At 71.8% G+C, this 21,426-nt stretch carries 22 protein-coding genes and 3 pseudogenes; 11 read left to right on the top strand and 14 right to left on the bottom strand.

All coding sequences use genetic code 11. The annotated features are described in order from the left end of the window. Positions 1-207: 207 nt before the first annotated feature. A pseudogene (locus ACFV5H_RS07900) lies at positions 208-638 on the bottom strand (ATP-binding protein); the annotation flags it as partial. Between the two features lie 242 nt (positions 639-880). Here ACFV5H_RS07900 and ACFV5H_RS07895 point away from each other — a divergent pair. Both ACFV5H_RS07895 and ACFV5H_RS07890 read left to right on the top strand, forming a co-directional pair. Continuing rightward, on the top strand, positions 881-1,390 hold the full coding sequence (locus ACFV5H_RS07895; RefSeq protein WP_385193406.1) for a DinB family protein: 510 nt from the start codon (positions 881-883) through the stop codon (positions 1,388-1,390). 166 nt (positions 1,391-1,556) lie between these two features. After that, entirely contained in the window at positions 1,557-2,627 is a 1,071-nt protein-coding gene (locus tag ACFV5H_RS07890) for a hypothetical protein (RefSeq protein ID WP_385052923.1), read from the top strand. Positions 2,628-2,977: 350 nt separating this feature from the next. Here the strand turns inward: ACFV5H_RS07890 and ACFV5H_RS07885 are convergent. Together ACFV5H_RS07885 and ACFV5H_RS07880 are read right to left on the bottom strand one after the other, a co-directional pair. Further along, positions 2,978-3,187 (bottom strand): annotated as a pseudogene (locus ACFV5H_RS07885) (DUF397 domain-containing protein); the annotation flags it as partial. 507 nt (positions 3,188-3,694) lie between these two features. After that, positions 3,695-4,327, bottom strand: a complete 633-nt coding sequence (locus tag ACFV5H_RS07880; RefSeq protein ID WP_385052920.1) for a TetR/AcrR family transcriptional regulator — start codon at positions 4,325-4,327, stop codon at positions 3,695-3,697. A gap of 128 nt (positions 4,328-4,455) precedes the next feature. Here ACFV5H_RS07880 and ACFV5H_RS07875 point away from each other — a divergent pair, with 128 nt between their 5' ends. The 3 genes from ACFV5H_RS07875 to ACFV5H_RS07865 all read left to right on the top strand — a co-directional run bounded on the left by ACFV5H_RS07875 (position 4,456) and on the right by ACFV5H_RS07865 (position 6,559). Further along, a complete protein-coding gene (locus tag ACFV5H_RS07875; RefSeq protein WP_385052918.1) occupies positions 4,456-5,124 on the top strand; it encodes a hemerythrin domain-containing protein in 669 nt (222 codons plus the stop codon). Continuing rightward, positions 5,121-6,101, top strand: coding sequence for a hypothetical protein (locus tag ACFV5H_RS07870; protein ID WP_385193403.1), 981 nt, complete (start codon positions 5,121-5,123; stop codon positions 6,099-6,101). The genes ACFV5H_RS07875 and ACFV5H_RS07870 overlap by 4 nt, the downstream gene beginning before the upstream one ends. Positions 6,102-6,271: 170 nt before the next feature. Then, the gene (locus ACFV5H_RS07865; RefSeq protein ID WP_385052912.1) at positions 6,272-6,559 is read left to right on the top strand and encodes a hypothetical protein; all 288 of its coding nucleotides are present in this window, start codon (positions 6,272-6,274) and stop codon (positions 6,557-6,559) included. Positions 6,560-6,728: 169 nt separating this feature from the next. On the opposite strand, the gene ACFV5H_RS07860 is transcribed toward ACFV5H_RS07865, so the two are convergent. After that, complete coding sequence (locus tag ACFV5H_RS07860; RefSeq protein ID WP_385193401.1) at positions 6,729-8,636, bottom strand: SMI1/KNR4 family protein; 1,908 nt, start codon at positions 8,634-8,636, stop codon at positions 6,729-6,731. Positions 8,637-8,794: 158 nt separating this feature from the next. On the opposite strand from ACFV5H_RS07860, the gene ACFV5H_RS07855 reads away from it, so the two are divergent. Further along, positions 8,795-9,859 carry a tellurite resistance/C4-dicarboxylate transporter family protein gene (locus ACFV5H_RS07855; protein ID WP_385193398.1) on the top strand — a complete coding sequence of 355 codons (1,065 nt, stop codon included), beginning with the start codon at positions 8,795-8,797 and terminating at the stop codon, positions 9,857-9,859. Between the two features lie 90 nt (positions 9,860-9,949). Here the strand turns inward: ACFV5H_RS07855 and ACFV5H_RS07850 are convergent, their stop codons facing one another. The 6 genes and pseudogenes from ACFV5H_RS07850 to ACFV5H_RS07825 form a co-directional block, all read right to left on the bottom strand. Beyond that, positions 9,950-10,558, bottom strand: a complete 609-nt coding sequence (locus ACFV5H_RS07850) for a dihydrofolate reductase family protein (RefSeq protein ID WP_385193395.1) — start codon at positions 10,556-10,558, stop codon at positions 9,950-9,952. Between the two features lie 82 nt (positions 10,559-10,640). Then, complete coding sequence (locus ACFV5H_RS07845) at positions 10,641-12,221, bottom strand: transporter (RefSeq protein WP_385193392.1); 1,581 nt, start codon at positions 12,219-12,221, stop codon at positions 10,641-10,643. Further along, positions 12,218-12,556 carry a hypothetical protein gene (locus tag ACFV5H_RS07840; protein WP_385193390.1) on the bottom strand — a complete coding sequence of 113 codons (339 nt, stop codon included), beginning with the start codon at positions 12,554-12,556 and terminating at the stop codon, positions 12,218-12,220. The genes ACFV5H_RS07845 and ACFV5H_RS07840 overlap by 4 nt, the downstream gene beginning before the upstream one ends. Before the next feature lie 539 nt (positions 12,557-13,095). Then, positions 13,096-13,286, bottom strand: a pseudogene (locus ACFV5H_RS07835) (hypothetical protein); the annotation flags it as partial. Continuing rightward, entirely contained in the window at positions 13,222-13,728 is a 507-nt protein-coding gene (locus ACFV5H_RS07830) for a DUF4357 domain-containing protein (protein WP_385052998.1), read from the bottom strand. The pseudogene ACFV5H_RS07835 and the gene ACFV5H_RS07830, both read right to left, overlap by 65 nt. Next, positions 13,725-13,991: a hypothetical protein gene (locus ACFV5H_RS07825; protein WP_385052895.1), complete on the bottom strand. Its 267-nt coding sequence runs from the start codon at positions 13,989-13,991 to the stop codon at positions 13,725-13,727. Before ACFV5H_RS07825 ends, ACFV5H_RS07830 begins: the two co-directional genes overlap by 4 nt. A gap of 164 nt (positions 13,992-14,155) precedes the next feature. On the opposite strand from ACFV5H_RS07825, the gene ACFV5H_RS07820 reads away from it, so the two are divergent. From ACFV5H_RS07820 to ACFV5H_RS07810, 3 genes are all read left to right on the top strand, one after another. Further along, positions 14,156-15,346 carry a helix-turn-helix domain-containing protein gene (locus tag ACFV5H_RS07820; RefSeq protein ID WP_385052892.1) on the top strand — a complete coding sequence of 397 codons (1,191 nt, stop codon included), beginning with the start codon at positions 14,156-14,158 and terminating at the stop codon, positions 15,344-15,346. Beyond that, positions 15,343-15,909, top strand: a complete 567-nt coding sequence (locus ACFV5H_RS07815; RefSeq protein ID WP_385193387.1) for a hypothetical protein — start codon at positions 15,343-15,345, stop codon at positions 15,907-15,909. Before ACFV5H_RS07820 ends, ACFV5H_RS07815 begins: the two co-directional genes overlap by 4 nt. 219 nt (positions 15,910-16,128) lie before the next feature. After that, the gene (locus ACFV5H_RS07810) at positions 16,129-17,445 is read left to right on the top strand and encodes a hypothetical protein (protein ID WP_385052886.1); all 1,317 of its coding nucleotides are present in this window, start codon (positions 16,129-16,131) and stop codon (positions 17,443-17,445) included. 34 nt (positions 17,446-17,479) lie between these two features. On the opposite strand, the gene ACFV5H_RS07805 is transcribed toward ACFV5H_RS07810, so the two are convergent. From ACFV5H_RS07805 to ACFV5H_RS07790, 4 genes are all read right to left on the bottom strand, one after another. After that, positions 17,480-17,932, bottom strand: a complete 453-nt coding sequence (locus ACFV5H_RS07805) for an ATP-binding protein (RefSeq protein ID WP_385193384.1) — start codon at positions 17,930-17,932, stop codon at positions 17,480-17,482. 187 nt (positions 17,933-18,119) lie between these two features. Beyond that, positions 18,120-19,115, bottom strand: a complete 996-nt coding sequence (locus tag ACFV5H_RS07800) for a hypothetical protein (protein ID WP_385052876.1) — start codon at positions 19,113-19,115, stop codon at positions 18,120-18,122. A 127-nt stretch (positions 19,116-19,242) separates the two neighbouring features. Then, positions 19,243-19,710: a hypothetical protein gene (locus ACFV5H_RS07795; protein ID WP_385052873.1), complete on the bottom strand. Its 468-nt coding sequence runs from the start codon at positions 19,708-19,710 to the stop codon at positions 19,243-19,245. A 68-nt stretch (positions 19,711-19,778) separates the two neighbouring features. Next, complete coding sequence (locus ACFV5H_RS07790; RefSeq protein WP_385052871.1) at positions 19,779-20,003, bottom strand: DUF397 domain-containing protein; 225 nt, start codon at positions 20,001-20,003, stop codon at positions 19,779-19,781. A 279-nt stretch (positions 20,004-20,282) separates the two neighbouring features. Here ACFV5H_RS07790 and ACFV5H_RS07785 point away from each other — a divergent pair, with 279 nt between their 5' ends. Beyond that, positions 20,283-21,173: a Scr1 family TA system antitoxin-like transcriptional regulator gene (locus ACFV5H_RS07785; RefSeq protein WP_385052868.1), complete on the top strand. Its 891-nt coding sequence runs from the start codon at positions 20,283-20,285 to the stop codon at positions 21,171-21,173. Continuing rightward, positions 21,170-21,361, top strand: coding sequence for a DUF397 domain-containing protein (locus ACFV5H_RS07780; protein ID WP_385052865.1), 192 nt, complete (start codon positions 21,170-21,172; stop codon positions 21,359-21,361). Before ACFV5H_RS07785 ends, ACFV5H_RS07780 begins: the two co-directional genes overlap by 4 nt. The last annotated feature ends 65 nt before the right edge of the window (positions 21,362-21,426 follow it).

Below are 21,426 nucleotides of genomic sequence, written 5' to 3'. Positions count from 1 at the left end.
GGCGCGGGGCCCTCACCGGAGAAGGACACCCGGACGAGGGCCCCGCATGGGTCCGCGGTGTGTGGTCGGTTCAGACGGCGTACGGCAGGAACGGGCTCGGAACTCCGCTCCACGTCACGCTCAGGGCTTCGCGGGCGCGGGTGCAGGCGACGAAGAGGAGGCAGCGTTCCCGCAGCAGGTCGGCTTCGTGCTGCAGGGGGTCCGCCTCAGCACCGCCCGGACGGTCTTGCCGCTGGGCGGGTGGGGGACGCAGTCCCAGTGGTCGGCGAGGGCGGCCACGAGGGTCAGGCCGCGTCCGCCGGTGGGGAGGGGGCCGGGCGCGGTGTCCGTGGGCGGCGGGGGTGCGGGCGGAGGTTTCCGCGGGCGTCGCTGACCTCGACGCGGAGACGGTCGGCGGCCGGGTCGAGGACGAGGGTGAGCCGGAAGCAGCGGCCGGGTACGCGGCCGTGCAGGACGGCGTTGGCGGCGAGCTCCGCGACGACGGGTTCGGCGCGCTCGGTGAGGTCGTGCGAGGCGCCCCGGGAGCGCAGTTCGGTCACCGCGAGGAGCCGGGCGAGACGGGCGCCGCGCCGGGTGGACGACAGCAGCTGGGTGAAGGTGTGAACGGGCGCACCGACGTGGGGTGTTGCGTGGTTCATGGCGTCAGAGTGGCGGCCGGACGCGGGCGGGGGCGAGTGCCGCGCCCCGTACGGGGAGCAGGCGTACGGACGGAGGAGGCGGGCGGTACGCCGGATCCCTGCGACGCTGTGTGAGGAACGCGGGAAGGCGGCGAAGGGTTCCCGTGTTCGGCGGCCTCCGGGGGAGCAGTCAGGTCCGGTTGACGGCCGACGGGAGTGGATACTGGCCCCTCGACGCAGGCACGCACGAGGGGATACGACCGGTGACCGGCGACAACCGCGCAGGACCGCCCAGTTTCGGCAGCGAACGCGACATGCTGCGGGCTTTCCTCGACTACCACCGCGCGACCCTCGCCATGAAGTGCGAAGGGCTCACCGACGAGGAGCTGCGACGGCAGTCGATGCCGCCGTCCACGCTTTCGCTGCTCGGTCTGGTGCGGCACATGGCGGAGGTGGAACGTGCTTGGTTCCGCCGGGTGTTCGAGGACCACGACGCACCCATGGTCTGGTCCGACGAGGTCGACTTCCAGGCGGCGTACGACGCGAGCGCGTCGACCAGGGACGAGGCGTTCGCGGCCTGGGAGGCCGAGGTGGAGAACTCACGCCGTGTCGAGCGGGAGGCGGAGTCCCTGGACCGGGCCGGGTATCAGCCACGGTGGGGCGAGGAGGTGTCGCTGCGGATGGTGATGGTGCACGTGCTCCTGGAGTACGGCCGCCACAACGGGCATGCGGACTTCCTGCGAGAGGGTGTCGACGGGACCGTGGGCGCCTGAGCCCGCGAGTGCCGTACGCCCTGTGCCGGCGCCTTGACGCCGGCGGGTGGAAGGCGGGCGACGGGCTTCCGGGAACCGTGGCCGTCGCTGCCGAGTGCGACATGGGCCGTTTCGCCACCGATCGGGGTGGCAGGGACTGTCGGTGGCGGGTGGCAGGATCACCGGCATGGTTTTCGTACGGACGACTCCACCGCGGCCCGTCGAGGTGACCGCGGTCTTTCCCGAACTGGCTTCCCTGGCGCGTCCCGCGATACGGCTGCACCCTCGTCCCGGGGCGCCTTCGGCCAAGGACAGCTCGGTCGGGGGCCCGCTGCTGTGGCCGGCCGACGAACCCTGGCCGCACTGCGAGGACTCGCACCTGCACGGTGACAGCGGGTTCCGCGAGTCGCCGGCGGAAGTGCGGCTCAACAGGTACAGCCGGGCCCAGCGGTACGAGGCCCCCCACGGTCCCTCGTTCACTCCCGAGGAGGAGGCGGCCCTGCACCAGAAGGCCGAGAGGGCCGCGGAGCGACTCGAGGCCGGCCCTCCCTGGCCCGCGGAGTGCCCGGTTCCCCTGTTGCCCGTGGCCCAGCTGTATCTGCGCGACGTACCCCTGCTGCGGCCGCCCGGAGGGGCCGATCTGCTCCAGGTCCTCTGGTGTCCCTACGACCACGAGCCGGACTGGAAGCCCGCGACCGCGGTGTTCTGGCGGTCCGCCGCCTCGGTCGTCGACGTCCTCACCACGCCACCGGAACCGGATGAGGCCAACTACTCGGGCTACGTGCCGGAGCCGTGTCTGCTGGCACCGGAAGCGATCACCGAGTATCCCGACAGCCTCGATCTGAGCCCGGAGTTGAGGCAGGTGGTGGGGGACTGGAGCAGATGGCAGGCAGCCGGCGCGGACGTGGACGGCTCGTATGCGGACTACCCGGCGGAGTTCTACGACGGCAATCTGGCCAACGCCCCCGGTTGGAAGGTCGGCGGCTGGCCGCCGTGGGGCCGCACCGACCCGTACCGCCGGTACTGCGCCGTCTGTGAGGCGCAGATGGTCCCGCTGCTGACCATCGCCTCCTTCGAATGGGACAGCAACAGGCACGGCTGGGTGCCGTACGAGGACCGGGCCGCCTGCGCCGCCGGTAATCGTGCCGGCCTGTACCCCGCGCAGCCGACGAGGGTGGAAGTGGGCAGCACCGACAACATGCAGCTCTACGTCTGCCCGACCTCCCCCGAGCACCCGCACACCGACCTGATCCAATGAACCGTCGGCTCCGGGGCGGGCGGGCGCAGAAGGGCCGGTCACTGAGACGTTGCCCAGGAGCATCGAGGTGAAGGAGGCCCGCAGGGTGTCACGCGGCTCCATGTGGAGCACGCCGAGGGCGGGCTCCTCCGCGTGGGCGGGCGTCGCCCACGACGGTGCCTCGCCCGAGGGTGAAGAGGGTTTCCATCAGGTTCCTCCAGATCTTCCGGGCGTGTTCGCTGCCCAAGCCGCGTGCGGGGCAGGGTGGGGCAGGTGTCGGGTCTGCTCTACGCGCACGGGCAGGCCAGTTCCGGCCTGCTTCCGGGCGGTGGCGCGTCGGGGTGCGGGGGCCGTCGCAGGGCCTCGTCGTCGAAGCGCGCCGGGTCGATACCGGCCGCGTCCAGCTCCTCCGTGGTGAACCGCAGCGGCTGCGCGTCCGGCCGCTTGCTGTCGCCCAGCGCCCAGGCGTCCTCACCGATCCGGGCCAGGGTCACGCAGCCCTCCGTGCAGGGGCCGCCGCGCGCCTTCGTGAACGAGGCCCCGCTGATGTCGAGCGCGTAGAGGTCGGTTCCGTTCCGCATGACTGCACCTTCCGGTTCGTCCGATGCGGCCGGGTCCGGCCGCCGCCGCCCGTGGTGGGCGGGAGGGAGACGGGCGCCCGGTCGTTTCCGCAGGTGAGCGGTGGACGCGGACGGTTTCTCCTGGCTCGCCGTGACCTCAGGGTGGCGGTCGGACGGGGGCGGGGACGAGTGTGGCACCCCGTACGGTGAGTAAGCGTACGGACGCGAAGAGTAGACGGTGCGTCTGATGATCCGTCAGGCTGGAGGTGGGCACGGGCGGTGCGAGGAGCCGTCATGGTGCGCGGACCGTCGCCGACGTGCCGGTGGGCGACCGCCGGGTGGTGGTCCGTGTGCGGGTGCGGCGTCCGGTGTGTCCCCCCACGCGGCTGCCGACAGGCCTTCCGTGGGCGGACGCCCGGGGGCTGGACCGAACATGGGGCAGGGCCGCTCGTTCGACGGGCCCCCGGCCGGCCCGGACTGCCGTCCATGCCGCGTGGTGGCGGCGCGAGAAGGGAACGCCCGCCTCGCCTATGCCGGGACAGGGTCCTCGAGCATGTTCAGCGCCTGGCGGGAGAGCAGGTGCTCCGCGGCGTCGTAGCTCCAGCCGCAGTCGACGACAAGCGATCGCCATGCCGACAGCCCGAAGCACAGCCACAGACGGTCCGCCGCACCGTTCACGTCAAGATGCGGAGCCACTGCGCCGATGGAGACCAGGTGCTCCGCGGCTTCGCGAAGCGCCTGGCGGTACTGCGTGACGACGTAGTCCCACACCTCCCGCGCTTTGGCGTCGCTCGCCATGGAGGAGTAGAGCAGGTCGATGGACGAAGCGAAGCGTTCGGTGTTGTTGCGGACACCGTGCGCCAGGCATGCGACCGCCGAGGCGAGGTCCTCGCTCCGGAACACCTCCTCGTGGATCCCGGTGGTCCGCGAGTCCGCCACGTCCGTGGCCAGGAGGGCATGCAGGAGCTCCGTCTTGGTCCCCACGCTCGCGTACAGCGTCTTGGTCGCGACGCCGGCCGCGCGAGCGATGTGCCCCATCGTCACCTGTGCGTAGCCCTGCGCGATGAAGAGCTCGCGCGCGGCCGCCAGGATGTCCTGCCGGGTCTGAGCCGCGCCCCGCTCGCGCCGTGGCGATCGATAACTCCGGGTCGGTGCGGACATGCTCCCACCTTACCCCGAGGTAAGGGCAAGCGTATTCATTGCAGATGCTGTAACTTCAAAATGGGACTTCCCTTCCGGACGGGAAGGCCCTGCACCATGCACCCCTCAACCCGAAGGTTTCGCACCCCATGGACATGAACGCCGGGCGTGACTCACAAGCCGTCGTGGAAACGCGGCTCACCCATGAGACACACAGACTGGCCACCGGGCTGCTCGTGGACGCCGCCGGGCACCCCTCCGTGCCTGGCGAAGCGCTCGCGCAGTTACGGGACTTCCTCGTGGTGAACCTGCGTCACCACCACGAGACCGAAGACGAATGGCTGTGGCCGCTCGTCCTGACCGCGGCGCCCGAGGCGAAGCGCGCACTCGACGACCTGAGCGAAGAACACGAACGTCTGGACGTCGCGCTCGACCGCCTCGCCGACATCGGCCTCACCGGCGCGAAGGACCATGACGGCGAGAATCCGAACGAAGACGACCGGCACGCACTGCGCGAGGCGGCCGTCGCGGTGCGCGACAGCGTGCGCGACCACCTGGCCCACGAGGAACCGGTTCTGTTCCCCGCCCTGCGGGCGCACATCACGCCCGCGCAGTGGGCGGAGTTCGCCCAACGAGTCATCGCCACCACGCCCCCGGTGGCCGGGCATCTGATGATCGGCCTCCTCGACGAGGTGGGCACACCGGCAGAGGTGGAATCGATATTCGTGAACATGCCGCCGCCGATGAAGTCGCTGCTGCCCGCCCTGCGCGACCAGGCCGCCGCCGACCTGCGGGTGCTGCGAGGTATCGGCTCGTGACGGACACACACCTCCGCTGGCCGGACACGGCGTACGAGGCGATCACGGGCGACCTGACCGTCGCGGTCGCCTACCTCACCCCCGCCGGAGGCGCGGTGGTCACCAGCGTCTCACCGGTGGGGCTCGCGAACCGGGCGGCCAACCAGGTCAGCTTCACCACCTCGCTGGGCTTCCCGAAGAAACTGGAACGCATCCTGAACAACCCCCGCGTCGCCCTCGCCTATCACACGCGCACGCACGGATTCGCCGCCCACAGTCACTACGTCCTCGCCCAGGGCAAGGCATCGGTGGACCTTCAGCCCTCGGCACAGCGGCTGGCAGAGCTGATGGACGCCACGGAGCCGTTCTTCGGGAAGACCAAGCACGGAAGAGTGTGGGACTGGCTGCTGCGCGAGTACCACCAAGAGCGCGTCTTCGTCGACGTCGGCCTGGAACGCATCAGCACCTGGCCCCACCTCTCGGCACACGGACCGGCAACCGTGACCGGCCCGTCCTGGCCACGGCATCCCGCCGAACAGCGCCCCCCGAAGAACGGCACGACACCCCGGATACCCGTCTCCCAGCTCGCCCGGCGGATCGCCGCCCTCCCGCATCGTCTGCTGGCGTACGAGGGGGCCGACGGCAATCCCGTCATCCTCCCGGTGACGGTCACCGGACACGACGGGACCGGGCTGCGCCTCGGCGCACCGCCCGAACTCCTGCCACCAGGCGGACGCCGAGCGGGATTCCTCGCCCACGCGTTCCGACCGCAGTGCGTCGGCGTGAGCATGCGCACCGCCACCGGCTGGCTGACCGTCGACGACGGAGAGGCGTTGTACGCCCCCCACACATCGGTCGGCATGACAGCGCCACCCAGCAGGACGGTCATGACCGTGGCCAACGGCCTGCTGGCCAAACAGGGACTGCGCCGCGCACGACGCAACGGCACCACCGCGCACCTGCACGACCTCGCAGCCGGCGTCCGCCCCGGCGCGTAGCCCGGATTCCGGAGCGACCCGGGATGACGAGACTCCCGGCGGCCCCGGGCGGGGGTGAGCCGGCGTGGTCCTGAACGTGAGGACGCCGCCATGCCGACGGGGACGCCCGCCCCGGGGACCCGACAGCGACGCGGGCGTACGGGTTGACGGCTGGGACCACGTCTTCCCGGGTGAGTACCTGCCAGTCCGGAATCACCAGCGCCCGGGCCACGGGCGGCCCGGTCTGCAACATCAAGGTCCTCTTCTTCTGCAACGACTCCGAGGACCTGGTGGAGGCGGAGCAGATGAACGGCCAGACAGTGGCCCGGAGCGGTGACAGCGGCGGCCCGGTGTACACCGCCTCGGCCGCCGGCGGCGCGATAGCCAAGGGCACGCTGACCCGTAGCGCGGGGTCACGCCTGGGCTTCCAGGACTTCTACACGGCCACGCGGGACTTCGGAATCTGGATCAACAAGTAGGTCCGTCCTCGCGGCCCGTGCCGCGGCGCGCTCGGCGTCCTCCCGGCCGTGAAGGCCCGGGAGGACGCCGACTCCCGTCGCGGCAGTCCCGGCAGCCGCCGCCCCCACGGACCTCGAAGCCGGGGCGAGTCCCGGCGACCGGGGACGTGCTGGGCGGCGTGCGTCCTCGTCACCGCCCCAAGCGGACCGTGACGTACCCGTAGAACTCGCCCTCCCGCGGCGCGCGGTTCCAGGACCGGGTGGTCAGGTGCGGCAGGACGCCCTCGGCCAGGGCGTGCCGGGGCAGGGAGAGGCCGAACTCGTCGTGTACGGCGGCCAGCAGGCACCGCTCGCGGTCCGCGTCGTCGACGCCGCGCAGGACGTGGTCCGGGTCGAGGGCCTCGGGCACCGGGCCCGTGCGTTCGACGTCCGTGCCGCGCAGGGTGTACGCGTACAGCTCCTCGCCCCGCTCGGCGACCGAGAGGTGGAACACCGCCGGGGTGTCGTCGCGACCGCGGCGTACCCACAGCACCACCGCGCGTCCGTCGTACGAGGCGGCGGCGGCCGGGGAGACGAAGAAGTTCCCGGGTTCCGACGGCCGCGGGGCCGTGTCGAAGCCGAACGCCCATCCGGAGCCCGTCCGGCCCACCGCCAGCACGGCCCGGTCCTCCCACGGCGCCGAGTCGTCACGCTTCCTGACGTCGTAGGGGAACCATCCGGCAGGACGGACGGGCGGCGCGGTCAGGCCCGCGCCCCCGTCCTCCCCGATCAGACCCGGCAGCGCCTCCGGCTCCGCGCCCTCCACCCACAGGCACCGGTAGGAGCCGTGCGGGGCGTTCCACCGCTGGGTCTCCGCCAGCCAGCACAGCCCCGGCGGATCCAGGTCCGGCACCGGATCGGGCACCGGGCCCTCCCGGCCGGCCCGAGGCGTGGCCAGCAGCTCCAGGCCGCGCTCCCGCGTCACCACCGGGCCTAGCACGGGGTCCCCCAGCAGACCGAGCGGTGCCAGCAGGTCCGGCCCCGGCGGCGACCACGACGGCAGCGCGGCACGGATCACCCGCCACGCCGTGTCCGTGTCACCCCGCCTCGCCGACTCCCACGCCTCGGCCACCGCCCGGCCGAAGGCACCGCCCGGCGCGTAGCGGTGGGTGCGGTCGAGTACCTGGGCGAGGATCGCGTCCGCGGCCGACGTGACACCGTCGTCGGTCTCGGTGCCCAGCACGAACCGGCGGGGAGAAGCGCCGGGGCGGTGGTCCCACAGGTGCGCGACGGCCATCACGGGCACCAGCTCGCCCGTGTAGCGCGGATCGGCGACGAGCTCACCGAATCCGTGGTACCCGTGCCCGACACCGTGCGACAGCGCGTCCAGCTGTTGCCGCATGCCCCGGGCGCGGGGCCGTCCGTAGCGCTCCGCCTCGGTGAGCAGCTCCCGGGCGGTCTCCCACCTCCCGCCCAGGGCCTCCTCCCGCGCACGCTCCACGTCGGCGTCCAGGGCACGGGTGGTGTCGTTCACGAAGTCGGGATCGCGCGCCCGGCCGGAGTGGAAGTCCTGGTACATCCGCTGCATATAGGCGCGGAACGACGGATACCGGTCCGGGAACTCGCCGCTCCACCCCTTGTAGACGTACAGGGCCCACTCGCCGTCCTCGTCGGTGTCACCCGGGTCCAGCAGGGCGTAGGACATGTCCGAGTCGGTCTCCAGCTGCAGCGCCCGCTGCCACATCCCGGCCAGCAGCACCTCCTGCTCGGTCGAACGCTCGGTCAGCCCCTGCCGGTAGGCCGGGGTCATGTCGAACGGATCCCCGAACCAGTCGATCTCGTGGGCCGCGCCCAGCCGGTAGACGGACCCCTCGTCGAGCCGCCAGCCGTTGCTGGCCTTGAGGAATTGCCGGTAGGACGGAGGGAGCCGGACTCCCAGGCGCTCCTCGGCGGCGGCTGTCTCCGCCTCGGCCGCGGGCGGCGCGGCGAGCGCCAGGTCGGCGAGGGTCGTGCCGCCCTCCGCCAGGTCCTCCACGTCGTCCTCGCCCGGGACCCATTCCTCCTGCCAACGACGGAGGAACTGCTGCCAGTCGAAGTGGTTCTCGGTCTCCTCGATCACGGGCCGATCATGGCAGCCGCCACTGACAACGACGCGGGTACCCGGATCCGGAGGCCGTGCCCCGGAGCTCCGCCCGGGGCCGTGCCGCACGCCCGTCGGCACCGAGAGGGCCGAGCCTCCCGGGACGGCAGGGGGCCCTGATCACATACGGTGCCGGAGTGCTCTCCACGCCACCGCCCCCGCCACCCCGGCTGGCCGGCCTGACACCGGCGCGTCTGTCCCCCGGGTACTTCGCCCTCGTCATGGCCACGGGCATCCTCTCCGTCGGCTGCCAACTGCGCGGCTGGACCCTGATGTCCCGGTCCCTCCTCGTCCTCACCGCCGTCGAGTACGGCCTGCTGGTCGTCCTCACCGTCCGGCGCTTCGTCGCGCACCGCCGTGAACTCGCCGCGGACGCCCACGACACCCGCAAGGCGTTCCTCTTCTTCACCTTCGTGGCGGGCACCGACGTCCTCGCCGTCGGCCTGGCCGGCCAGGGCCACTTCTTCCCCGCCACCGTCCTCCTCGTGATCGCCGCGCTCACCTGGGTGGTCCTCGGCTACACCATCCCCTGGGCTGCGGTCCTGGGCCGCAGCGAACGCCCGGTCGTGGCGGCCGCCAACGGGACCTGGTTCGTCTGGGTGGTCGCCAGCCAGTCGGTCGCCGTGGCCGCCGCGACCCTGGAGCCCCATTACGAGGCCGCACGCCATGGCCTGGCCGTCGTCGCGGTCTTCTCCTGGTCGGTCGGCTGCGTCCTCTACGCCGCCTCCGCGATCTTCGTCTCGCTCCGCCTGATGCTCTACCCCCTCGAACCGCGCGAACTCGACCCGCCCTACTGGGTCTCCATGGGCGCGGTCGCCATCACCGTGGTCGCGGGAGCGCGCATCGTGGAGATGGAGAGCGCCCCCATGGTCGACGCGGTGCGCGGACTGGTGGCCGGCATGTCGGTCGTCTTCTGGTGCTTCGCTACCTGGCTCGTCCCCGTCCTGATCGCCGTCGGCGTCTGGCGCCACTACGTCCACCGGGTGCCCCTCGTCTACGAGCCCACCTGGTGGAGCATCGTCTTCCCCCTCGGCATGTACGCCGTCGCCGGCATGTACCTCGGCCGCGCCGACGACCTCCCCATCGTGGAATGGATCGGCGAGGCCTGGCTCTGGGTCGCCCTCACCGCCTGGACCCTGGTCCTCCTGGCCATGCTCCGCACCCTGTTCACCACCGGGTCGCGGGAGCCGGAACGGACGTGACCCACCGAGGGCCCCGGAACGGTCGGGGCTTCCCGCGGCTTCTGCGGCCTCGGTGTCACCGGTACGAGAACCGGTGACACCACCGCGCGCTCACTCCCCGAGCGTGGTGACGGCCTCCTCGTAACCGCCCGTCGGCGGTGCGGTGTCGGGGCCGTACACGAGGTTCAGCACGCCCGTCGTGAACGTCTGGGACTTCAGCAGCTTCAGCGGGATCGACGGCTGGCCCTCGTCGAAGAGGCGCATGCCCTTGCGTACGGCGACGGGGTGGACGAGGAGGTGCAGTTCGTCGAGGAGGCCCGCGGCCAGCAGCTGCCGGACGACGGAGACCGAGCCGCTCAGCGAGATGTCACCGCCCGGCTCGCTCTTCAGCGCGGCGGCGACCTCGGCCACATCACCCTGAGCCTGCTCGGAGTTCCGCCACCGCAGGTCGAGCCGGCTGCGTGAGAACACGATCTTCCGCATGTCGCCGAGCTGCTTGGCGAAGCCCGCGTCCTCGCCGCCCGCCGCCTCCCGCTCGGGCCAGGCGCCGGCGAAGCTGTCGTACGTCCTGCGGCCGAAGAGCAGGACCTCCGTGCTGCTCATGCCCGCGCCGACGGCGGCCCCCATCTCGTCGTTGAAATACGGGAAATGCCACTGATCGGGCGCCTCGACGACGCCGTCGAGCGAGATGAACAGGCTGGCGGTGATCTTCCGCGGCATGGTGTCCTCCGAATCCTGGTGCGTGTACCGGGTATGACCGTGCCACCCACCGAAAGTCATCGGTAGGCGGCACGCGGACCGTTCAGACGGTGTCCGGTTCCCTGCGGCGCTCCGAACCCGGTACGTCACCCGCCGCCCGGCGCGGATCCGTGACACTGCCCAGCCAGCCCAGCAGGAACCCGGCCGGCACCGTCACCAGGCCCGGGATCGTCACGTCCCAGATCCTGAAGTCGTACTCCGGGAAGATCGACCCGGGGGTGCCGGACACGTACGGCGACAGCGCGAGCGCCACGATGCTCAGCGCCGTGGCCCCCCACAGGCACCACAGCGCACCGCGGGCGGTGAACCCGGGCCAGTACAGGGCGTACAGCAGGACGGGCGCGAGGGCGGCGCCGCAGACGGCGAGCCAGAGCGTCGAGACGACCACCAGGTTCCAGTCGGCGGCGACGACCGCCACGACCGCGGAGAGGGCCCCCGTCAGCGCCGCCGACCACCGCGACGCGGCATCGTCCGCCCTGCCCGCCGGGCGCCTGCCGGAGAGCCTGCCGGACGCACCCAGCACGTCCCGTCCCAGGGCGATGCCGGCGGCGAGGGTCACGTCCACCACGGCCGCGAGCGCGGTGAGGAAGAGGACGCAGGCCAGGGCCGCGACCAGGACGCCGCCGCTGTCGAGCGCCCGCCCGAGCAGCAGCGGCGTGAACACCTGCGCCGCCGGACCGGCCTCGTGCAGCGCCTCGCCGACGAGGGCCGCCGCGCCGACGCCGACGACGGCGAGCGCGCCGTACAGCAGGGTGAGTTCGCCGAGCATCCAGCGGCCGCCGGACCGGGCGCCGCGCGGGCTCTTCGCCGAGATCGCCCGCATCAGCACGGCGGGCATCGCCAGCGTGGCCATCGACATGCCGAAGGTCTGCCCGATCCGGTTCACGGCCCCCACCCACCCCTCACCGGTGTAGCCGCCCGGACGCAGGTACGCCCCGCCCGTCCGCGAGCCGTGCGCGGCGGCGTCGAGCAGCCGGCCGGGATCCCCGCCGAAGCGGTAGAGCACCAGCACGGCGGCGACCACCAGCACCGGCAGCGCGATCACCGACTTCGCGATCATCACCACGCCCGTGCCCCGGATCCCGCCGCTGACGGCCAGCGCCGTCATCACGCAGCCGATCACCACGATGCAGCCGGTCCGCACACCGGGCTGCCCGATCAGCGCCGCGGCGACGTTGCCGACCACCACCAACTGCACGACCAGCAGCGGGAAGCAGACGAGCAGGGTCACCACGCCCCACGAGACGCGTACGGCGGGCCCGCCGCTGCCGCGCGCGTCCAGCATGTCCGCGGCCGTCAGCGAGGCGTGCCCGCGCAGCGGCCCGACGACCAGCACGAGGAGCAGCATGACCCCGATCAGGCTGCCCAGCATGACGCCGAGCCCGTCGAAGCCGGTCGTGGAGACCATGCCCACCAGTACGGTGACCGTCGCGACCGTGGTGGTGTCGCCGCCCATCGCGATGCCCTGCTGCCAGGAGCGCAGCCGGCGGCTGTCGGACCGTACGAGGGCCCGGTCGTCCTCGTCGGCGCCGGTGACGACGCACAGCATCAGGCAGATCACGACGAACACCGAGAACACGGCGAGGACGAGGGACCGGGACGAGGGATCGAGCAGCGTGGTCACGACCACCTCCGGGCGCCCGGCCGCGGTTCGAGCCGGTCGACCCGTCGCCCGTACACCACCAGCGCGTGCACACCGACGGCCAGGGGCACCACGGCCAGGAGCGCGCCGAGGCTCACCGGTCCGGCGATCCGCGTGCCGTACACGGCCGGTACGAGGGCGGCGGGCAGCACGTAGAACAGCCAGACGACGGCGATCCGGACACCGAGCCGCAGCCCGACGGCCAGCCGCGCCGCCTCCCCGTCGTCGTGTCGCTCGTGCTCCGCCGGAGGCCGGGCGCTGGCCGCGGGCTCGTCATGGTGCGGCGGCCCGTGCCGGGGCTGCGGTCCGAAGGGCATGTGGGTGGCTCCGCTCACGTCGATCCGGCACCCCGGAAGGGGCGCGGGTACGGGTGTGGGGGGTGGGCGCGGAGTCAATCAGACACCCGCGCGGCCCCGCACGCCCCGGGAGCGGATCTGTTCCGCTGCCCAATCCGGAGCCGTGCGGACGGTGAACGGGCACCGTGTGATCAGGGGTTGGGGCGGCCGGCTGGTTCGGCCGTGTGATGATGGGCCGATCACCTCGTGGACACCTGGGCGGCGGCCGTCCGGGTGCGCCGTGCCTTCCCACGGTCACATGGGCGGTGTGCGGGGCGACGGAGACGTCTCACGGTCCTCCTTCCGCGAGGGCGGGCCCGGTACGGGTTCCGGGCGCTCGCACACGGGGCAGCGGAGCCGGGAGTCGGGTCCTCGCCCCCGCGGACGGCACGGGGCCCTCACCGGAGAAGGACACCCCGGTGGGGCCCGCACGGGTCCGCGGCGTGTGGTCGACTCAGGCGGCGTGCGGCAGGAACGGGCTCGGAACTCCGCTCCACGTCACGCTCAGGGCTTCGCGGGCGCGGGTGCAGGTCCTGCGCCTCGTCGACGACGACGTGGGCGTACGGAGCCGGCCCGTCCGCGAGGAGTTCCGCCGCGCGGGGCCGAGACCGGTGCCGCGGCGGCTCGCGCCGAGGCAGGCGTCGAGATCACGGAGGTTCTGGCCGAGCACGACGTGCCGGTACTCCTGGGCCAGGAACCGGGCTCTGCACGGCCTCCCCGGTGATCCGCCCGAGGTGCAGCCGGTCGTCGTCGAAGGTGGCGACCGTGTCCCCGACGCGCATCTGGGTCAGGAAGGCGTGCAACTCGTCGACCAGGCCCTGCTTCTGGTGGTACGAGGCCGCCCCCTCATACCCCTCCTCGACGAAGCGGCGCAGCGCGCTCTTGGTCGGGTCGGACTCCTCCAGCGGAGGCAGGTGCGCACCCGCGAGCGAGACGAAACCCTCCTTCAGCCACGACTCCCGCACCAGGTTGCGCCCCGACACGTTGGAACCGCGCACCAGCCACGCCTTGTGCGGGGCGCGCCAGCCGGTGGACAAATAGTCGGAGAGCGGATGGCCCTCGGCGGTGCGCCAGGACTCCGGGCCGGAGGCGTCGTAGCCGTACACCAGCGCGGCGGCGGACGAGGAGGAGTCGCACTCGATGTCCCGGGTCACCACCCAGCGCGCCGGCGCGTCCTGCGACCGGCCGGGGCGTCCACGAGCGCGCCGCCCCCACGCAGTTCCGCCCGGAACCGACGGGCGTGGCGGCCGAGCCCCGGCCACTCCTCGGCGGTCACGACCGAACTCTCGCGCAGCGCGAACTTGTACGTCCCGTTCCCGCCGAACTCGGTGAGCAGGTACCCGCGCGCCTCGGCGCCGTCCGGGGAGAGCTTGATGCGGAACTCGGGCGTGCCGGGGAGACGGCCGGGCTGCGGCATGGAGGACCTTCCGGGTAAGGCCAGGTCTGCGCGGACACCCCACACCTTACTTGTTGACATTGTCAATTGATCCAGGCTTCCAATCGGTCGAGAACGCTTTCGTCGAGGGGGCGGTGCGGGACAGGGGCGTTGCGATTTTCGCAACACGTCGCTATGGTGTGGGAATGACTGAGACTGTGATCGGCCGTGTACGCAAGGTCATGGACGCAGCCTCCCTCTCCCAGGCCGCGTTCGCCGAGCGGATCGGCCTCTCCCCGGACAAGCTCTCCAAGTCGCTCGGCGGCGTGCGCCGCTTCAGCTCGCTCGACCTCGCCCGTATCGCGGAAGCCACCGGCACGACGGTGGACTACCTGCTGAGCGGACGCGAGCCGGTGCGCCCCCGGGCCGCCGCCCGTCCTCTCAGGACGGTGGCCGAAGGGGCAGGGTGGGCCGAGATCGAGGCGATCGCCTGCCGTTTCCAGAACGCCTACGAGGTTCTGGAACTGCTCGGCCGGCCCCGCTCGATCCCCGACCTGCCCGCACCCCGACCGGAGCTCGAACGGTACGTCGACCAAGGGGAACGCCTCGCGGCCGACCTCACGGAACACCTCGCCCGGCGAGGTGCGGGATCCCCCGCCGGCATGGATCTTCCGGCCCTCACCCGGCTCCTCGCGGACCACTGCGGAATCGACGTGGCGCTTGTCGAGTTCCCATCGCAGGCAGCTCTGTCCGGCGCGACGTGGCAGTCCGACGCCTTCCGCATCGTCCTGCTCGCGACCACCCAGGAGTGGACCCGGGCACGCTTCACCCTGGCTCACGAGGTCGGACACCTCCTCGCCCGCGACGCCCAGGACCTGCGTGCCGACGCGGTACCGCAGCCCGGCAGGCAGAAGGACCACACGGAGGTGAGGGCCAACGTCTTCGCCGCTCACTTCCTGATGCCCGAAGTCGATGTGCGAGCAGCCTGGGAGCACACGGTCACCGACCCGCACGCCCCCACCGACGCCGAACTCGGCGAACTCGTCGTCGCTTTCAAGGTCTCACCGAGCGCGCTGGCCGCGCGGCTCAACCGGCTCGGACTCCTCGACGCCGCCCGCCGCGACCGGTTCCGCGGTTTCACCACCGAGATCTGCCACGTCCTCGCCGGAAGGCTCGACGACCACTACCGCCACCGCGCCGAATCCGCGGTGGCCCGCCCGCCGCTCGTCCCGATGGCGGAGCTGCTCGCCGCGTACGAGGCCCACGAGACGACCCTCCGCCCGCTGGCCGCCTACCTGGACCGCGACGTCGACGATCTGAGAGCCGTACTCGAACCCGCACGCCGCCCGCGCCCCCTGCCGGAGGACGAGAAGGGCGATCCGGTATTCCAGCCATGACAGCTCCCCTGGACCCTTCGGGCCGCGTCAGCCTGTTTCCCGACAACACGGTCCTGTGCAACTTCGGTACCGTGGGCCGTCTGGATCTGCTCCGCAAAGTGCTCGACGGATGCGGCCGCTGGACCGAAGCGGTGGCGGAGGAAGCCCGCCGCTCCGCCGCCTACGTACGCGACCTCTCCCGTCTCCCCGCCGAGGGCTGGCTGGGCGAGCCGATCGAACTGTGCACCGATGCCGAGATCGCCCTCGCGGACCGGCTGCGCCGCGCGGTCTTCGGCGGCACCCCGACCGAGCCTCTGCGCCACCTCGGTGAAGCCGAAACCCTCGCGCTCATCCAGACCCGGCAGGAGTTCGCCAGGGCCGTCTGGATCACGGACGACCGCGACGCCGGCGAATACGCCATCGCGCGCGGCATCCCCGTCAAGAACACCGTCACCCTCATGCGCGAGGCCGCCGTGTCCGGGCAGATCGACTACGCGGAAGGCCATCGTCTCCTCCTCGCCATGGTCGCCGACGGCCGGCACATCCGCGGCGTCCCGGAACGCGCCGAGCGGCTGCTGGACTGACGGAACGGGCACAAGGAGGTGCGGCCGGCCCTTGCGTGCCGCAGCTGGCGCTCGTCAGAGGAAGTGACGCGTGGCGAGTGACGTCCGGGTGTTGCGATCCGGGAGGACGAGAGTCCACTGTTCTCGTCGGACGTCGGACGTCGGACGTCGGACGTCGGACGTCGGACGTCGGACGTCGGACGTCGGCCGTAGGCTGTGGTGGGAAAACTAGGGGAGACGATGATCGACTACCGCAAGGCGACACCCGTTCCGGTGTGGACGCTGGCGACGGGTGACGTCCAGGTGCCGGCGGTGGCCGGGGACGGGCCGATGACGGCTGAGCGGCTGGCCGAACTGCGCGGCGTGCTGGCCGCGTTGGCCGACCGGCCGATCGCCACACTTGAGGTGCATCCGCTGCCCGACAAGCTCGACCGTGGCCGGGGCATCTCGCTCGACGCCGCGAGCCCGCTGGCGCAGCACCTGTCGCAGCTGATCACGCAGTCGGCGCGGAGTTCCGTGGCGGCCAAGGCGACGGCTTCCGGCGAAGGGCTGTACCGCATCGTGGTTCCGGCGAAGGTCGCCAAGCAGTTCGGTCAGGGCATCTTTTGTTCGATGCAGTCGAAAGCGGTGGCCGGTGGTATCCGCAGCCCCATCGTGAACGCACAGGGCACCATCGTCGCCGGTGCGACGTTCGTGCCGGTCGGTACAGCGGCGACGGCGGGCGCAGCCGGTGGAGCCGGCGCGACTGCCGGCGTCGCGGCCGCCGGCGGTGCGGCGCTCACCGTGGCCGCACCGCTCGTCCTCATGGCCGTCGCCGTCGGGGTGAGCGCGCACGCCGACGCCAAGCGGCAGGAGGCCATCGCGCACATCACGGAACTGCTGGAGCAACTCCAGGCGGACAAGCTCGACGACGAGCACAGCGCGCTCAACGGCTGCCGTCCCGCCATCGACAAGGCCACGGCCATCCTGCTGGACCAGGGCAGGCTCGGTGTCTCACTGGGACTCGACTCGGCGGTGCACGCCATCGACACCGCACTGGGCAAGGCCGACATCCGCCTGGCCCGGTGGACGAGCGCGCTCGACAAGCTTCCCGACGGCGAGCCCGTCGAGATCGGCACGCTGACCGAGTCGTTCCCCGGTGTGGACGAACAGGGGGGCAGGTTCCGCACTCACCTCGAACTGGCCGCCCTGGCCATTGCGTTGAAGCGGCGTGTCAACGTCCTCCAGGCGGTCGAGCTGGCCCAGAGCGACCCCGACAACCTGTTCGAGAACTTCACCCGTGCGCTGCGGGGCGACGAGCAGCGCCTCGACGAGCTGGAGTCGGGCATCGCCGGTGTGCTGATGCGCCTGTCGGCGCTGGTGCTGGCGCGCCCGAACAGCAAGCTCCCCGTCCTCACGGCCGGTGAGGTCGACCGGCTCCTGCGCGTGGCGTACCAGATCCGTGGGCTGGGCGACGGCGTCGCGGTGGGCGGCCGTCCGACGGATGTGGCGATCGAGATCGCCCGCGACAAGGACGGCTCGGTGGTCGTGTTCCCCGCGCTGGCCGCGGCGGCGTAGGCGCGGGGGGTTCGGCTCTCCTCGGGCGACGCGGTCACGCGCCGGCCGGTGTCGTCAGCACCGCCCGGACGGTCTTGCCGCTGGGCGGGTAGGGGACGCAGTTCCAGTGGTCGGCGAGGGCGGTGACGAGGGTCAGGCCGCGTCCGCCGGTGGGGAGCGGGTCGGACGCGGTGTCCGTGGGGCGGCGGGGGTGCGGGCGGAGGTCTCCGCGGGCGTCGCTGACCTCGATACGGAGGCGGTCGGCGGACGGGTCGAGGACGAGCGTCAGCCGGAAGCAGCGGCCGGGCACGCGGCCGTGCAGGACGGCGTTGGCGGCGAGCTCCGCGACGACGAGTTCGGCACGTTCCGTGAGGTCCTGCGAGACGCCTCGGGAGTGCAGTTCGGTCACCGCGAGGAGGCGGGCGAGACGGGCGCCGCGCCGGGTGGACGACAGCAGCTGGGTGAAGGTGCTGACGGGGGCGCCCACTTGGGATGTTGCGTGGTTCATGAGGCCAGAGTGACGGCCGGGTGCGGGCGGGGGCGAGTGCCGCGCCCCGTACGCGGAGTGACCGTACGGAAGCGGAGAAGAGTCGGCGCGCTTTCGGAGCGGGTATTCACGAGGCGTTGGGGGCCGGGCCGTGAACCGAATGGGCCGCACCCCGGAGTGGGGTGCGGCCGGGTGTGCGCCCTTGGTGTCAGTCGGCCGAGGGCCTGGGGTCCGTCTGCCCTTGGCCGAGGACCGCGGTGTGCTCCGGGCTCTGGGCGGGGGCGGGGACGCGGTCGGTGGTGGAGGGGGCGGCGAAGACCTCGTCGAGGGTGGTGGCTTCGATGGCGCGGTCGAACCAGAGATCCAGGAGCGGCGCGTCTGCGCAGGTGGTGACGCGCTGTCGCGTCTCTTCCGTCAGCGAGAGGCCGCGGCGCTCCATCAGATGCAGCAGTCGCTCGGCCTTTTCTTTCACGCGTCCTTCCTCCCGTCCTTCCTCCCGTCCTGCGAGGCGGGCGTCGCCCACGATGGTGCCTCGCCTGGGGGTGAAGAGGGTCTCCATCACGTTCCTCCAGAATTTCCGGGCGTGTTCGCTGCCCAAGCCGTCCTCGATCAGTCCCGCCAGGTCGTCCCGCGCTTCGCGGTCCGTGTCCTGGGCCAGGGCCTCGCCCATGACCGTCAGTATGCCCTCGATGTCCGGGTCGTTGCTGTGGATCCACAGGCAGAACGCGGCGAAGTCCAGGTCGGCCGAGGCGTCCTGGATCCGGCTCACCCGCGGAACGTTCGCCGGGCCCAGCACGTGAGGCACGGTCACCTGGGTGGCGCGCCCCAGACCGGTGCGCAGAGGTCTGGCCGCCCATGCCGCCGTCGCCGTGTCCACGCACAGGACCAGCAGGACGACCTCGAGTCTGTACCGGTCACGCAGGTACGCGACGTAGTACGGCCAGGAGGTCTCCTTCTTCGTCTCGATGCGGGTCTGCGCCTCGACCAGCAGGATGAACGGATCGTGCCCGTCGGGGCGGACCACCCGCAGCGCGGAGTCCATCTGCCGGGTGAACATCTTCGGGGCACCGGACGCGTCCGTCGGGAGGGTCTCGGTGGTGACACCGGGCGGGATTCCGAGGTCCAGGAGGTCCAGCGCACGGTTCAGTGCTTTCGGACGTCCCGGCAGGAAGCCGTGCAGGGTGTCGTGACTGACGTTGGGCATGACGGGAAACTATGCGCGAAGCAAGAACATTCGTTGGCTTTTGAGATGTGATCACCCGTTTGGTGTAGTCCTCTGAGGTTGACACCGAGGCGTGCGGGGCAGGGCGGAGGCGAGTGTCGGGTCTGCTCTACGCGCACGGGCAGGCCAGTTCGGGGAGTGTGCGGTTCGGGGAGCAGGTGACCACGGCCAGGGTGAGGTAGGAGGGGCGTTCGAGGTAGTGGCCGTACGACATGTCGGCGCCTGAGCGCAGGCGTTCGGCGGCGGTGTCCACCAGCCGGGCCAGGCGTGCGGTGTCCCGGTCGGCTTCCGCCGCGAACCGGGGCGTGTACTCGGCCAGTCGCTCGCCGAGCCAGGCCGCCGCCTCCTTCGCCTCGTCCCAGGTGCCCCGGACCAGTGTGCGGGGCTTGACGAGCCAGTACGCGGTCTCCAGGGGCGGGAGGTCCGAGGTGCGGAACTCCGCGGCGACCTGGCGGTAGCGGTCGATCAGTTCCGGCCTGCTTCCGGGCGGTGGCGCGTCGGGGTGCGGGGGCCGCCGTAGCGCCTCGTCGTCGAAGCGCGCCTTCGGGCCGGTCCAGAGGTAGGCGTGGTGGTGCATGGGCTGTTCCCGCTTCGAGAAGCGCCGGCCGGGCGTGGCCCGACCGGCGGGAGAGGGGAGGAGGGGTGTCAGGCGCCGATGCCGAAGCGCGCCGGGTCGATACCGGCCGCGTCCAGCTCCTCGGTGGTGAACCGCAGCGGCTGCGCGTCCGGGCGCTTGCTGTCGCCCAGCGCCCAGGCGTCCTCACCGATCCGGGCGAGCGTCACGCACCCCTCGGTGCAGGGGCCGCCGCGCGCCTTCGTGAACGAGGCCCCGCCGATGTCGATCGCGTAGAGGTTGGTTCCGTTCTGCATGACTGCACCTTCCAGCTCGTCCGACGCGGCCAGGTACGGCCGCCGTCCGGGTGTTTCCGCAGGTGAGCGGCGGACGCGGACGGTTTCTCCTGGCTCGCCGTGACCTCAGGGTGGCGGTCGGACGGGGGCGGGGACGAGTGTGGCACCCCGTACGGTGAGTCAGCGTACGGACACGAAGAGTGGACGGTACGTCTGATGATCCGTCAGGCTGGAGGTGGACGCGGGCGGCGTGAGGAGCCGTCGTGGTGCGCGGTGCGGAGGAGAGGAAAGGGGCGGCGGATGGACGTGGTCGGGGTCGAGGGGGAGGCGGCCGGGAGCGCCGGTGGTGCGCGGGCGGTGCCGGTGGGAGAGTGGGAGCGGGAGCCGCATCCGTCGGACAGCCTGCGGACGTTCGGGGCCGTCGTCCAGGCGTTGCGTGAGCACGCGGGGTTGAGTCGGGCCGACCTGGGCGCCCGGGTCCAGTACTCCAAGCACACGGTCGAGTCGGTGGAGTTGGGGCGGCGGATGCCGGACGAGGCGTTCGTGGAGCGGGCGGAGGAGGCACTGGGAAACACGGGGGCGTTGCGGAAGGCCGCGCGGCATCTGACGCGGGGGGAGGCGGGGCTGGCGGCGTGGTTCCGGCGGTGGGCTCGGCTGGAGCGGGAGGCGGTGAGCCTGTGCACGTATGAGTGCCGTTTGGTTCCGGGCTTGTTGCAGTCGGAGGCGTATGCCAGGGCGGTGTTCGAGGGCACGATCCCGCTGCGGACCGATGAGGAGCTGGAGGTGCAGCTCGCCGCGCGGATGGAGCGGCAGGTGATGATGCGGGAGCGGCCGACGGTGCCGTTCAGCTTCATCGTCGAGGAGCATGTGTTCCGGCGGGGGTTCGGGGATGCGGAGGCGATGCGCGGGCTGGTGGACCATGTCCTTGAGCTCTCCGCCCCGCGCAACGTGACGCTTCAGGTGGTGCCGGTGGAGGCTCGGTTGCACGCGTGCCTGGATGGCCCCCTACAGATCCTGGAGACCTCGGAGGGGCGGCGGCTCGGGTACTCCGAGGGGCAGCAGAACGGTCGGTTGATCTCCGACCCGAAAGAGATGATTCTGCTCTGCCAACGCTATGACACACTGCGCTCGCAGGCCCTGAACCCGACAGAATCCCGGGACCTGCTGGAGCGACTGCGAGGAGAGCTATGAACAGCGGTACGTCGGAACTCGCCTGGTTCAAGTCCAGCTACAGCGGCAGCCAGGGCGACAGCTGCGTGGAGATCGCGATCGCCGAACAGGCCGTCCACGTACGGGACTCCAAGGACGTGACCCGCCCGGCCTTCGCCGTCGGCCGTGAAGGCTGGGGCCAGTTCGTGCGGTTCGCGTCGGAGCGCTGAGCGACTTGAGGGCGTGCCGTCCGCTGGCGTGGCGGACGGCACGCCCTCACCGCCCAACGCGGCCT

The sequence above is a fragment of the Streptomyces sp. NPDC059787 genome, assembly GCF_042732315.1.
In the GTDB taxonomy this organism is placed as follows: domain Bacteria; phylum Actinomycetota; class Actinomycetes; order Streptomycetales; family Streptomycetaceae; genus Streptomyces; species Streptomyces atrovirens.
Note: the sequence above shows the minus strand (reverse complement) of the source record. Positions and strands in the feature narration are given on the sequence as shown.

Bases quoted from the DNA above. Each gene is read 5' to 3' on its own strand.
- ACFV5H_RS07890 (WP_385052923.1), top strand. From the start codon at position 1,557: ATGGTTTTCGTACGGACGACTCCACCGCGGCCCGTCGAGGTGACCGCG.
- ACFV5H_RS07795 (WP_385052873.1), bottom strand. From the start codon at position 19,710: ATGCACCACCACGCCTACCTCTGGACCGGCCCGAAGGCGCGCTTCGAC.
- ACFV5H_RS07825 (WP_385052895.1), bottom strand. From the start codon at position 13,991: ATGCCGCAGCCCGGCCGTCTCCCCGGCACGCCCGAGTTCCGCATCAAG.
- ACFV5H_RS07815 (WP_385193387.1), top strand. From the start codon at position 15,343: ATGACAGCTCCCCTGGACCCTTCGGGCCGCGTCAGCCTGTTTCCCGAC.
- ACFV5H_RS07780 (WP_385052865.1), top strand. From the start codon at position 21,170: ATGAACAGCGGTACGTCGGAACTCGCCTGGTTCAAGTCCAGCTACAGC.
- ACFV5H_RS07875 (WP_385052918.1), top strand. From the start codon at position 4,456: ATGGACATGAACGCCGGGCGTGACTCACAAGCCGTCGTGGAAACGCGG.
- ACFV5H_RS07850 (WP_385193395.1), bottom strand. From the start codon at position 10,558: ATGCCGCGGAAGATCACCGCCAGCCTGTTCATCTCGCTCGACGGCGTC.
- ACFV5H_RS07790 (WP_385052871.1), bottom strand. From the start codon at position 20,003: ATGCAGAACGGAACCAACCTCTACGCGATCGACATCGGCGGGGCCTCG.
- ACFV5H_RS07810 (WP_385052886.1), top strand. From the start codon at position 16,129: ATGATCGACTACCGCAAGGCGACACCCGTTCCGGTGTGGACGCTGGCG.
- ACFV5H_RS07785 (WP_385052868.1), top strand. From the start codon at position 20,283: ATGGACGTGGTCGGGGTCGAGGGGGAGGCGGCCGGGAGCGCCGGTGGT.
- ACFV5H_RS07880 (WP_385052920.1), bottom strand. From the start codon at position 4,327: ATGTCCGCACCGACCCGGAGTTATCGATCGCCACGGCGCGAGCGGGGC.
- ACFV5H_RS07800 (WP_385052876.1), bottom strand. From the start codon at position 19,115: ATGCCCAACGTCAGTCACGACACCCTGCACGGCTTCCTGCCGGGACGT.
- ACFV5H_RS07805 (WP_385193384.1), bottom strand. From the start codon at position 17,932: ATGAACCACGCAACATCCCAAGTGGGCGCCCCCGTCAGCACCTTCACC.
- ACFV5H_RS07820 (WP_385052892.1), top strand. From the start codon at position 14,156: ATGACTGAGACTGTGATCGGCCGTGTACGCAAGGTCATGGACGCAGCC.
- ACFV5H_RS07840 (WP_385193390.1), bottom strand. From the start codon at position 12,556: ATGCCCTTCGGACCGCAGCCCCGGCACGGGCCGCCGCACCATGACGAG.